13 protein-coding genes are annotated in these 11,954 nt (G+C 55.5%); 9 read left to right on the forward strand and 4 right to left on the reverse strand.

Annotation, left to right across the window (positions count from 1 at the left end; all coding sequences use genetic code 11):
• Positions 1-34: 34 nt before the first annotated feature.
• The 8 genes from dmsB to clcB all read left to right on the forward strand — a co-directional run bounded on the left by dmsB (position 35) and on the right by clcB (position 7,372).
• Entirely contained in the window at positions 35-652 is a 618-nt protein-coding gene (gene dmsB, locus OGX81_RS14765; RefSeq protein ID WP_104868689.1) for a dimethylsulfoxide reductase iron-sulfur subunit DmsB, read from the forward strand.
• Between the two features lies 1 nt (position 653).
• A complete protein-coding gene (locus tag OGX81_RS14770) occupies positions 654-1,511 on the forward strand; it encodes a dimethyl sulfoxide reductase anchor subunit family protein (protein WP_104868690.1) in 858 nt (285 codons plus the stop codon).
• A 41-nt stretch (positions 1,512-1,552) separates the two neighbouring features.
• Positions 1,553-2,167, forward strand: a complete 615-nt coding sequence (gene dmsD / locus OGX81_RS14775) for a Tat proofreading chaperone DmsD (RefSeq protein WP_024130349.1) — start codon at positions 1,553-1,555, stop codon at positions 2,165-2,167.
• A gap of 305 nt (positions 2,168-2,472) precedes the next feature.
• A complete protein-coding gene (gene osmY, locus OGX81_RS14780) occupies positions 2,473-3,183 on the forward strand; it encodes an osmoprotectant ABC transporter permease OsmY (RefSeq protein ID WP_012132459.1) in 711 nt (236 codons plus the stop codon).
• A 27-nt stretch (positions 3,184-3,210) separates the two neighbouring features.
• Positions 3,211-4,113 (forward strand): osmoprotectant ABC transporter substrate-binding protein OsmX, encoded by a 903-nt coding sequence (gene osmX, locus OGX81_RS14785; RefSeq protein WP_104868691.1) that lies wholly within the window; start codon positions 3,211-3,213, stop codon positions 4,111-4,113.
• A gap of 9 nt (positions 4,114-4,122) precedes the next feature.
• Positions 4,123-4,770: an osmoprotectant ABC transporter permease OsmW gene (gene osmW, locus OGX81_RS14790; RefSeq protein ID WP_012132461.1), complete on the forward strand. Its 648-nt coding sequence runs from the start codon at positions 4,123-4,125 to the stop codon at positions 4,768-4,770.
• Entirely contained in the window at positions 4,770-5,918 is a 1,149-nt protein-coding gene (gene osmV, locus OGX81_RS14795) for an osmoprotectant ABC transporter ATP-binding protein OsmV (protein ID WP_047457187.1), read from the forward strand. The genes osmW and osmV overlap by 1 nt, the downstream gene beginning before the upstream one ends.
• A 164-nt stretch (positions 5,919-6,082) precedes the next feature.
• Complete coding sequence (clcB, locus tag OGX81_RS14800; RefSeq protein WP_048902388.1) at positions 6,083-7,372, forward strand: voltage-gated ClC-type chloride channel ClcB; 1,290 nt, start codon at positions 6,083-6,085, stop codon at positions 7,370-7,372.
• Here the strand turns inward: clcB and bioD are convergent.
• The 3 genes from bioD to ynfL form a co-directional block, all read right to left on the reverse strand.
• On the reverse strand, positions 7,328-8,023 hold the full coding sequence (gene bioD, locus OGX81_RS14805; RefSeq protein WP_024130350.1) for a dethiobiotin synthase: 696 nt from the start codon (positions 8,021-8,023) through the stop codon (positions 7,328-7,330). The two genes, clcB and bioD, sit on opposite strands and share 45 nt — an antisense overlap.
• A gap of 125 nt (positions 8,024-8,148) precedes the next feature.
• A complete protein-coding gene (gene mlc / locus OGX81_RS14810) occupies positions 8,149-9,369 on the reverse strand; it encodes a sugar metabolism global transcriptional regulator Mlc (protein ID WP_012132466.1) in 1,221 nt (406 codons plus the stop codon).
• Positions 9,370-9,497: 128 nt separating this feature from the next.
• Complete coding sequence (gene ynfL, locus OGX81_RS14815; RefSeq protein ID WP_012132468.1) at positions 9,498-10,397, reverse strand: multidrug efflux transcriptional activator YnfL/SxtR(Kp); 900 nt, start codon at positions 10,395-10,397, stop codon at positions 9,498-9,500.
• 120 nt (positions 10,398-10,517) lie between these two features.
• Between ynfL and ynfM the strand changes: the two genes are divergently transcribed.
• Positions 10,518-11,771, forward strand: coding sequence for a multidrug efflux MFS transporter YnfM/SxtP(Kp) (gene ynfM, locus OGX81_RS14820; RefSeq protein WP_012132469.1), 1,254 nt, complete (start codon positions 10,518-10,520; stop codon positions 11,769-11,771).
• 57 nt (positions 11,772-11,828) lie between these two features.
• Here ynfM and OGX81_RS14825 read toward each other — a convergent pair whose 3' ends face one another.
• The gene (locus OGX81_RS14825) at positions 11,829-11,924 is read right to left on the reverse strand and encodes a KPN_01571 family protein (protein WP_233609019.1); all 96 of its coding nucleotides are present in this window, start codon (positions 11,922-11,924) and stop codon (positions 11,829-11,831) included.
• Between the last annotated feature and the right edge of the window lie 30 nt (positions 11,925-11,954).

Genomic DNA, 11,954 nt, shown 5'->3' on the forward strand with positions numbered 1-11,954 from the left:
CTCGTTCAGGTTGAGAAGGTATAAGGAGTAACCGATGACAACCCAATATGGATTTTTTATTGACTCCAGTCGTTGCACCGGTTGCAAAACCTGCGAACTGGCCTGCAAAGACTACAAAGATTTAACCCCGGACGTCAGCTTCCGCCGCATCTATGAATATGCGGGCGGCGACTGGCAGGAGGATAACGGCGTCTGGCACCAGAATGTCTTTGCCTACTATCTTTCCATTTCCTGCAACCACTGCGAAGACCCGGCCTGCACGAAAGTGTGCCCGAGCGGCGCGATGCACAAACGCGAGGACGGCTTTGTGGTGGTGGATGAGGACGTCTGCATCGGCTGTCGCTACTGCCATATGGCCTGCCCGTACGGTGCGCCGCAGTATAACGCCGCCAAAGGCCACATGACCAAATGCGACGGTTGTCATGACCGCGTTGCCGACGGCAAAAAGCCGATCTGCGTCGAGTCCTGCCCGCTGCGCGCGCTGGACTTTGGCCCGATAGAAGAGCTGCGGAAGAAACATGGCACGCTGGCGGCCGTTGCGCCGCTGCCGGGCACGCACTTCACCAGACCGAACATTGTGATTAAACCCAACGCCAACAGCCGCCCGACCGGGGATACCACGGGTTATCTGGCAAATCCGAAGGAGGTATAAAATGGGAAATGGATGGCATGAATGGCCGCTGGTGCTGTTTACGGTGTTCGGTCAATGCGTTGTCGGCGCATTGATTGTCAGCGGTCTGGGCTGGTTTGCGGCGAAAGACGATGCGGCCAGCAGACAGCGTATTGTGCGCGGCATGTTCTTTTTATGGGTCGTCATGGGGCTGGGTTTTCTGGCGTCGATCATGCACCTCGGCTCGCCGTTCCGCGCGTTTAACTCGCTTAACCGGGTGGGCGCTTCCGCGCTGAGTAATGAAATTGCCGCTGGCTCTGTCTTTTTTGCCGCCGGCGGTTTCTGGTGGCTGGTGGCTGTGCTCGGCAAGATGCCGGAAGCACTGGGCAAAATCTGGCTGCTGGTCAGCATGGTACTCGGGGTGGTATTTGTCTGGGCAATGACGCGGGTCTATCAGATCGATACCGTTCCTACCTGGTATAATGGCTACACGACGCTGGCGTTCTTCCTGACGGTGTTCCTGAGCGGGCCGCTATTTGCAGCGCTGATATTGCGCGCCGCGCGCGCCAGATTCAACGGCACGACGTTCGCAAGCATCAGCGTGCTGGCGCTGTTAGTCTGCGCGGCCGTAATCATCATGCAAGGCATGTCGCTTGGGACGATCCACAGCTCCGTGCAACAGGCAAGCGCGCTGGTTCCAGACTATGGCCGCTTGCAGGTCTGGCGCGTAGTGCTGCTTGCTGCCGGGCTGGGTTGCTGGATATGCCCGTTAGTGCGCCGCAAAGAACCGCACGTCGTCGGATTGTTGCTGGGGTTAATCCTGGTGCTTGGCGGCGAAATCATAGGTCGCGGATTGTTTTACGGCCTGCATATGACCGTCGGAATGGCCATTGCAGGTTAACTTACGCGTGCGGGGAAACCCGCACCTTTCAGGATGGTTTCATGACTTCTTTTTCACAACGTGACGATTTTTCTATGGCTGCACGCGTGCTGGGCGCGTTGTTTTATTATGCGCCAGACAGTACCGAAGCCGCCCCGTTGGTTTCAGCGTTAAAAACCGACGGCTGGCAGGCGCAGTGGCCACTTTCACCGGAGGTTCTGGCGCCGATTGCGGCGGTTTTTCAGGCCGACATCGAGGAGCCGCTCCCGCAAGCCTGGCAACGTCTGTTTGTCGGTCCCTGGGCGCTTCCGTCGCCTCCCTGGGGGTCGGTCTGGCTGGACCGTGAAAGCGTGTTGTTTGGCGAGTCTACGCTGGCATTACGCCAGTGGATGCGGGACAACGGCATCCAGTTTGAGATCCAGCAAAATGAACCGGAAGATCATTTTGGTTCCCTGCTGCTTTTGGCTGCCTGGCTTGCGGAAAATGGCCGTCATAGCGAATGCGAACAACTGCTGGCCTGGCATCTGTTGCCGTGGTCTGCGCGCTTCCTGGCGGTTTTCATCGAAGGCGCAAACCATCCATTTTACCAGGCGGCAGGTGAGCTGGCACAGCAAACGCTGGCGCAGTGGCAGTCTCAGTTGCTGATCCCCGTCGCCGTAAAACCGCTGTTTCGCTAACGCTTTTTCAGGCAGGGCGCGCCCTGCCTTTATCGCCAAAAACCGCTTGTTTCCCCTTCTCGATAAGTGACAATGTCACTTTAACTTTCCATTTTTAAGACAATTCTTCACATTCGCGCACATCCTTCGCCCTGTAAGGGCAAATGAGCAACGGGCATGCATAGCCTGCTAATTTAAATACCTGTCTCGCTGGAATCCTTCCCGACGTGTTGCTATAGCTCAAAACACCCTGCCGCTACATGGCATAACAACACGCAACGTCTCTTTCGTTGCCATAACGCATGCAAACAGGGAGACACACCGCAATGCACACCTTTACGTTAAAACGCGTGCTCGGGTTTACTGGCGCGATCGCTCTTGTGCTGGCGCTGCTGGTCTGGGGAGTGGGTCTGGAAACCATTAAAGCGCGTCAGGTTGATCTGCTTTATTTGGGCAAACAGCATTTACTCCTCGTCTTTACCTCCATGTTCTTCGCCTTAGTTATCGGTATTCCCAGCGGCATTTTACTGAGCCGTCCGGCAGCCAAAGGATTCGCCGAATACGTAATGCAGCTCTTTAATGTAGGCAATACTCTGCCGCCTCTGGCCGTACTGGCACTGGCGATGGTGATTATCGGCATTGGCGACGTTCCGGCGATTTTCGCGCTGTTCCTCGCCTCGCTTCTTCCCGTCGTGCGCAATACCTACGCCGGGCTTTGTTCTGTTCCCGCCTCCCTGATTGAAGCCGCGAACGGCATCGGTATGACGAAATGGCAGCGTCTGCGTCAGGTTGAGCTGCCCAATGCCTGGCCGGTGATGCTTGCAGGGATTCGGATCGCGACGGCGATTAATGTGGGTACGGCCCCGCTGGCGTTCCTGATTGGGGCCAGCAGCTACGGCGAGCTGATTTTCCCCGGCATTTACCTCAATGACTTCCCGACGCTGATTCTGGGCGCAACGGCAACCGCTCTGGTGGCGCTGATTCTCGACAGCCTGCTTGCCCTGCTTGGCCGCATCCTCAGTCCGCATACGGCCTGATACAACGATAAGAATAAGGAGCGCTGAATGACATTAAAAAAACATCTGCTGGGATGGCTTGCCGCCGCGTTGCTCGTTACCGGACAGGCTCAGGCGGCCCCGTTGATCCTTGCAACCAAAGGTTTTACCGAACAACACATCCTTTCCGCCATGACCGTGCAGTACCTGCAAAAAAAGGGTTTTCAGGTTCAGCCGCGCACCAACATTGCGGCGGTGATTTCACGTAATGCCATGGTGAATAAGCAGATTGATATCACCTGGGAATACACCGGCACGTCCCTGATCATTTTTAACCACATTGATAAACGGATGAGCCCGCAGGAATCCTACGATACCGTCAAACGCCTGGATGCGAAGCTCGGACTGGTATGGCTAAACCCGGCGAATATGAATAACACCTACGCGTTCGCCATGCAGCGCAAACGCGCCGAAGCAGAGAACATCAACACCCTGTCGGAAATGGTGGCGAAAATCGAACACATCCGCCAGACCGACCCTGACAATAACTGGATGTTAGGTCTCGACCTTGAGTTTTCCGGGCGCAGCGACGGGATGAAGCCGTTGCAGGATGCCTACCAGATGCAGCTTGACCGTCCGCAGATTCGGCAAATGGACCCGGGTCTGGTCTATAACGCCGTGCGCGACGGCTTTGTGGACGCCGGTCTGGTGTACACCACGGATGGCCGGGTGAAGGGTTTTGACCTCAAGGTGCTGAAAGATGATAAAGGCTTCTTCCCAGGTTACGCTGTCACGCCTGTCGTCCGTAAAGAGATACTGGATGCCCATCCGGGGCTGGATGATGCGCTGAATACCCTTTCCGGGCTGCTCAATAACGACGTCATCTCGACGCTTAATGCGCAGGTCGACATCGATCACCAGTCACCCCAGCAGGTTGCGCGCACATTCCTGCAACAAAAAGGTCTGCTGTAAGGAGCGCTTATGGATACGATTCATTACATGATGGATAACGCGGGTTATCTGACGAGCCTCACTCTTCAGCATTTGTGGCTGGTTGCGCTGGCCGTCGGTCTGGCGATTATCATTGGCGTGCCGCTGGGCATTCTGATTGTTCGTCATAAATGGCTGGCTACGCCGGTGTTAGGGGCGGCGACGCTGCTGCTCACTATCCCGTCCATCGCATTATTTGGTTTGATGATCCCGCTGTTTTCGCTGATCGGTCAGGGGATTGGCGCCCTTCCCGCAATTACCGCCGTTTTTCTTTACTCGTTGCTGCCGATTGTGCGCAACACGCACACCGCGCTCGACAGTTTACCGCCGGGCTTGCGCGAAGCGGGACGCGGAATTGGCATGACGTTCTGGCAGCGTTTGCGCTGGGTAGAAATTCCGATGGCCCTGCCGGTGATTTTTGGCGGGATTCGCACTGCCGTCGTCATGAATATCGGCGTGATGGCCATCGCCGCCGTTATTGGCGCTGGCGGCCTGGGGTTACTGTTACTGAACGGCATCGGCGGGAGTGACATCCGCATGTTAATCGCCGGTGCGCTGATGATTTGTCTGTTGGCCATTGTGCTCGACTGGTTGCTGCATCGCCTGCAAGTCGTACTGACACCTAAGGGGATACGATAATGATAAAACTGGAAAACCTCACCAAACGCTTTTCACAGAAGAACGGCCAACCGCTTAACGCCGTTGATAACATCAATCTGAACGTGCCGGAAGGTGAAATGTGCGTGCTGCTTGGGCCGTCAGGCTGCGGCAAGACCACCACCCTGAAGATGATCAACCGGCTGATCGCGCCCAGCAGCGGCAATATTTTCATTAACGGACAAAACACCAGTGCGATGGATACCGTCACGCTACGGCGCAACATTGGCTACGTGATCCAGCAAATTGGCCTGTTTCCCAACATGACCATCGAAGAGAACATCACGGTTGTCCCACGTATGCTGGGCTGGGATAAAACCCGCTGCAAACGTCGCGCGGAAGAGTTAATGGACATGGTGGCAATGGATGCGAAAAAGTTTCTGCATCGCTACCCGAAAGAGATGTCTGGCGGTCAACAACAGCGCATCGGCGTGATCCGCGCGCTGGCGGCCGATCCCCCGGTGCTGTTGATGGATGAACCTTTCGGTGCGGTGGACCCGATTAACCGCGAGGTGATTCAGAATCAGTTTCTTGATATGCAGCGGGCGCTGAAAAAGACGGTGATGCTGGTCAGCCATGATATCGATGAAGCGCTGAAGCTGGGCGACAGGATTGCCGTATTTCGCCAGGGCCGCATTATACAGTGCGCCAGCCCGGATGAATTGCTGGCAAAACCGGCGAATGAATTCGTCGGCTCATTTGTCGGTCAGGATCGTACGCTAAAACGTCTTCTGCTGGTTTCGGCGGGCGACGTAACCGACCAACAACCCACCCTGACCGCCCGCACCGCCACCTCGCTGGCAGAGGCGTTCGGCATCATGGACGATAATGATATTCGCGCGATCACCGTTGTCGACAGCGACGGCAAGCCGCTTGGCTTTGTGAAGCGTCGTGAAGCCAGGAACGCCAACGGCACCTGCGCGGATATAATCCACCCGTTTCGCGTCACCGGAAAAGCGGAAGACAACCTGCGTATTGTGCTGTCGAAACTGTACGAGAGTAACACCAGCTGGATGCCCATTGTCGATGAGGAAGGACGCTATAACGGCGAAATCTCGCAGGATTACATTGCCGATTATCTCAGTTCAGGCCGTACCCGTCGGGCGCTGAATATTCACGAAAGTAGCTAAACGCCGGATGGCAGCTACGCTTTACCCGGCCTACGGAGCACATTCTTGTCGGCCCGGTAAGCGAAGCGCCATCGGGCAGTTCCCCCTGCGCACGCAGTGCTTTTGCGTCCCGCGCTGTTTACCCGCAAAATAGACACTCCTGAAAATGCCTGTGTGGTCTGCCCATGCACCGCCTACATACATACCCTGATCTGCGAGCGATGTTTCGCCGCCTGTTAATCGCGACAATAATTGGCATCCTTGCCGCACTGGCGGTAGCCGGGTTTCGTCACGCCATGCTGGTGCTGGAATGGCTTTTTTTACGTAACGATACGGGAAGCCTGGTGAATGCCGCGACAAACCTTTCTCCCTGGCGACGGCTGATCACCCCCGCCGTGGGCGGTCTCGCGGCAGGTGCGCTGCTCTGGGGCTGGCAGAAAATGAATCAACAACGCCCCCATGCCCCCACCGACTACATGGAAGCCCTGCAAACAGATGGGCAATTCGATTACGGGGCAAGTCTGGTGAAGTCCCTTGCTTCGCTGCTGGTCGTCGCCAGCGGTAGCGCCATCGGGCGCGAAGGGGCCATGATCTTACTGGCAGCGCTGGCGGCATCCTGTTTTGCTCAGCGTTGCACCCCGCGTGAAGAGTGGAAATTGTGGATCGCCTGCGGCGCTGCGGCAGGGATGGCCAGCGCGTATCACGCCCCGCTGGCGGGCAGCCTCTTTATCGCGGAAATCCTGTTTGGCACGCTGATGCTGGCGTCGCTGGGCCCCGTTGTGATTTCCGCCGTCGTGGCATTACTGACCACCCATTTGCTCAGCGGCGGTAATGCCCTGCTCTATACGGTTCACCTGTCACTGGATTTACATGTGCGGGAATATGCGATGATTATCAGCACCGGGCTGGTGGCTGGCGTCTGCGGGCCGCTGTTTATGTGGTTAATGACCACCACTCATAACGGTTTTATTCGGCTGAAATTATCGCCTCCGTGGCAACTGGCGCTGGGCGGATTCATCGTTGGCTTACTATCCCTGCTGACGCCGGCCGTCTGGGGAAATGGCTACAGCGTCGTGCAGTCATTTTTGCTCTCCCCGCCGCTGCTCTCCGTTATCGCCGGGATCTTCATCTGCAAATTACTCGCCGTACTCGCCAGCAGCGGTTCCGGTGCGCCCGGCGGCGTCTTTACCCCCACGCTGTTCATCGGCTTGTCGATTGGTATGTTATACGGTCGGATGTGGGGATTCTGGCTTCCGGGAGCGGATGAGATGGCAATATTGCTGGGATTAACAGGAATGGCGACGCTGCTGGCGGCAACAACACACGCGCCGATGATGTCGACGCTGATGATCTGTGAAATGACCGGGGAGTATCGGCTACTCCCCGGATTACTGATTGCCTGCGTGGTGGCGTCGGTCTTATCGCGAACGTTACGCGAGGACTCGGTCTACCGACAGCACACTGCCGAGCATTGACAGACGGATATATTGCCCCAGCTCGCGTTGTTCGGCACGCGGCAAATAAGGCAGTTCGCCAATCAGCGGCGCAGGCAGTTTTTTGCTTAACACATCAATGATTTCGGCATAATGCGCCAGTCCGGGATTGATGCGGTTCGCCACCCAGCCGATCAGCGGTAATCCGTCATTAGCAATAGCCTGTGCGGTCAGCAGCGCATGGTTAATGCAGCCTTCCTGAATCCCCACCACCATCAGCACCGGTAACTGCTCCTGCACGACCCATTCAGATAACGGACGCAGGTCGTTCATCAGGCTGCGCCAGCCGCCGGTGCCTTCCACCACGACGTGGTCAACCTTTTCGCTCAGGCTGGCAAGCCCGTTAGATAACAGGGTGTAATTGATCGGACAGCTATGCGCCACGCTGCTTTCGTCTTCGCTCAGCGCAATCGGATTGATCGCCTCATAAGGCAGCTCAATAGAAGAGACGCTCTGCAACACCAGCGCATCTTTATTGCGCATGCCTTCCGGCGTCTCTTTGCTGCCTTTCGCAACGGGTTTATAACCTGCGACGCTTTTGTTCCCTGACGCTAACGCTTGTAGTAATGCGCGGGAAACCACTGTCTTCCCAACAGAAGTGTCTGTACCTGTAATAAAGAAACGCTTCAGCATCACTAACTCCACCGTTATGCTTCGAAAATATAAGCCAGGAAAATAATACAGTGGAGAAAGTCTAAGGTATGACAATCGCGATCAGCTTGCGTTAGCGCAAATTTTCGTACGACAGTTAAAAAATGTTAACCCTGTAATAGACGAATCAACAAAGAACCGTTATACATCGCGTCTTTTACCAGTGCGGCACCCGCCATTGTCCCTTGATTGGAAAACTGCGTGCTTTCGACGGCGATATGTTTGCTATACGCCGGCAGCGCCTGTTGACGGATGCTGTCCGCAATTGCCGGAAAAAGGATTTCCGCCGCTTTGCTCAGCGGCGAACCGATCAGAATTTTTTGCGGATTAAATAAATTCACCATGATCGCCAGAATGCGGCCAACATGCATCCCGACGCCGCTAATGATATCTTTCGCCAGCAAATCCCCCTGCACCGCCGCCTGGCACAGCGAATCCACCGTCAGCGGCTGCCCGTGCAACGAAGAACTCATTGACTGATTGAGTCGCAGTTGCGCCAGTTCAAGCACGCTGTCCACGCTGGCGATCGTTTCCAGACAGCCGTGGTTCCCGCAGTAACAACGTTTACCGTAGGGGTCGACCTGCGTATGGCCGATCTCCACCAGACTGCTGCTGCCCGCATGCAGTAAGTGGCCGTCGGTAATCACGCCAGCCCCAACGTTGTGATCAATCACCACCTGAATAACATCACGCGCGCCGCGCGATGCGCCAAAAAGCGCCTCAGCCATCGTCCAGGCGCTGATATCATGCTGAATATAGACCGGTACGCCGGTGTGGTGTTCGAGGGTTTCCCCCAACGGCATCTCTTTGACATCGTCGTAAAACGGCATGCGGTGCACAATGCCATTCTCAGTATCAATAATACCGGGTAAGGTGATGGCGATAGAGGTCAGGCGTTCGAGTTTTTGCTGGTGACGGATAAAAAACTGATCGACCATAAAAATGATGCGTTCAAGCAGCGGAGTCTCAGAAACCAGCGGTAGCTCAAGGCACTCCTCCACCACCAGCTTGCTGCTCAGGTCACGCAGGGCGAGAAAAATCTCGCCACGGCTGATACGAATAGACAAATAGTGCCAGGCCTCGGTTTCCACCACCAGCCCGACCGCCGGGCGACCACGGCTTCCCGCCTCTTTGATCTCCAGCTCCTGAACTAAATGCGCTTCGAGCATTTCGCGAACAATTTTAGTGATACTGGCAGGCGCCAGTTGCGCCAGACGAGAAAGATCAATTCGCGACACGGGGCCCAGCTGATCAATCAGGCGATATACCGCGCCAGCATTGGTCTGCTTGATTTGATCGATATGCCCTGGCTGACTATCAGCAACCACCTCTGACTCCCTTTATTTTCGCGCTCCGAAATAATCTGTGGGCTATGGTGAATGACTTCAATAGTTGTCGTCAACTTTTTACTTAGCCGTGTGATTTACTGCACATTTTCATCCCTTTTTAAACTAAATTAAGCGCGCTTTGCGGCCGTTAAAAGTTGATGGCGAAATCGTTGCGCAGCGTGACTTTGTTCATGATGTTTCGGCCATACCAGCCACATTTCCGACACGGCGTCCGCTTCGGCAATGGGCACCCAACGCATTTCATCAAGCTGTACCCGTTTAAACGAGGCGGGCAGGATCGACACCCCCAGTCCTGCGGCTACCAGCCCGATAATTGTCATCGCCTCTCCAACCTCCTGAGTGATCGCCGGAGTGAGATGGTAACGGCGCATCAGGCCGAGAATATCGTCATACAACCCCGTTCCGACATGCGGATCAAAAAAGACAAACGGTTCTTTCGCCAGCTCCGCCAGCGTCACGACCGGCTTTTGCGCCAGCGGATGTTCACGGGGGATCATCGCCAGCAGCGGTTCATGCAGAATCACTTCCCAGTCCAGCGTATCCGGCAATGAGGTATTGCGCAGTAACCCCATATCCAGCGCGCCTTCATTAAGCGGCGCAATCTGCTCGCGGGTGTTCATTTCACGGGTCTGCATATGCACATCCGGGTAGTCCTGGCGAAACAGAGACAGCGTATCCGAGACGGCTTTAATAAACGGCGCGGATGAGGTGAAGCCAATGCGCAGCTCGCCGGTCTCCCCCTGATGCAAGCGTTCCGCGCGGGCGGCGGCCTCATTCACCAGCCCAAGGATCTGCCGACTGTCTGCCAGAAACTGCTTACCCGCCGCCGTCAGCGCAACGCTCCGGTTGGTTCGCGCCAGCAGCCGTGCGCCAATCTGCTGCTCAAGGGTCTGGATCTGCTGGCTTAGCGGGGGTTGAGAGATGTTCAGCCGCGCAGCCGCCCGGCCAAAATGCAACTCTTCCGCAACCGCCACAAAGTAACGTAGATGACGAAGTTCAATATTCATATTTTATAAATATTATTTGAGATTATTAATATATTAGACAGAATATTTTGATTTTCCTACTCTTAGCACTGAGGTCATACCCGTCACCATAATCACGGGGATGTTGAGCAAGGATTTCAAGTGAGTCGTATTACTGCTGTCGACACCGCAACGGCGAGCGATGTTGATGAACATATTATTTCCCAGCCGGTTCAATATATAAAACGTGGTACATCCCAGTTTATGCGCGTTACGCTGGCGCTATTCTCCGCCGGGCTGGCGACGTTCGCCCTTCTCTATTGCGTACAACCGATACTGCCTGTGTTGTCCCATGAATTTGGCGTCTCTCCCGCCAGCAGCAGTATCTCGCTTTCCATCTCCACCGGCATGTTAGCCATCGGGCTGCTGTTTACCGGCCCGTTGTCCGACGCGATCGGCCGCAAACCTGTAATGGTGACAGCGCTGCTGCTGGCCTCCTGCTGTACGCTGCTTTCCACCATGATGACCAGCTGGCATGGCATTTTAATCATGCGCGCGCTGATTGGCCTGTCGTTGAGCGGCGTCGCCGCGGTAGGCATGACCTATTTAAGTGAAGAGATCCATCCCAGTTTCGTCGCCTTCTCAATGGGGTTGTACATTAGCGGCAACTCGATTGGCGGCATGAGCGGGCGTCTGATCAGCGGCGTATTTACCGACTTTTTTAACTGGCGCATCGCACTGGCGGCGATCGGCTGTTTCGCGCTGGCGTCCGCATTGATGTTCTGGAAAATCTTGCCGGAATCCCGCCATTTCCGACCGACCTCATTACGCCCCAAAACGCTGTTCATCAACTTCCGCCTTCACTGGCGCGACAGGGGTCTGCCGCTGTTATTCGCAGAAGGCTTTTTGTTAATGGGGTCGTTTGTCACGCTATTTAACTATATCGGCTATCGGTTGATGCTTTCGCCCTGGGAACTCAGCCAGGCCATTGTGGGGCTTTTATCGGTGGCTTATCTGACGGGCACCTGGAGCTCGCCTAAAGCAGGCGCCATGACGACGCGTTATGGTCGCGGCCCAGTGATGTTGTTCTCAACCGGCGTGATGTTGTTCGGGCTATTAATGACGCTGTTCACGTCGCTATGGCTGATTTTCGCCGGAATGCTGCTCTTCTCCGCCGGATTCTTTGCCGCGCATTCGGTGGCAAGCAGCTGGATTGGCCCACGCGCGAAACGCGCCAAAGGCCAGGCATCTTCCCTGTATCTCTTCAGCTATTACCTGGGTTCCAGCATTGCCGGGACGTTAGGCGGGGTATTCTGGCACAGCTATGGCTGGAACGGTGTGGGCGGGTTTATCGCGCTGATGCTGCTTCTGGCGCTGCTGGTTGGCTCCCGCCTGCATCATCGTCTGCACGTTTGATAAAGAGAAGCCCGGGTCGAGCCCGGGCATTCTTTACAGCTCAACCAGCGCTTTGGATTACCACAATCCCAGGATGGAAGAAGCCCCCATCAATTCCCTGACGGCATCCAGTGCCAGAAGAGCAAAGATAACCCAGATAATTGGATTCATCATGCTGTGTGTATTTATTTTTATTGTTGAGGT

The organism is Citrobacter sp. CK206 (assembly GCF_030333125.1).
In the GTDB taxonomy this organism is placed as follows: domain Bacteria; phylum Pseudomonadota; class Gammaproteobacteria; order Enterobacterales; family Enterobacteriaceae; genus Citrobacter_B; species Citrobacter_B koseri.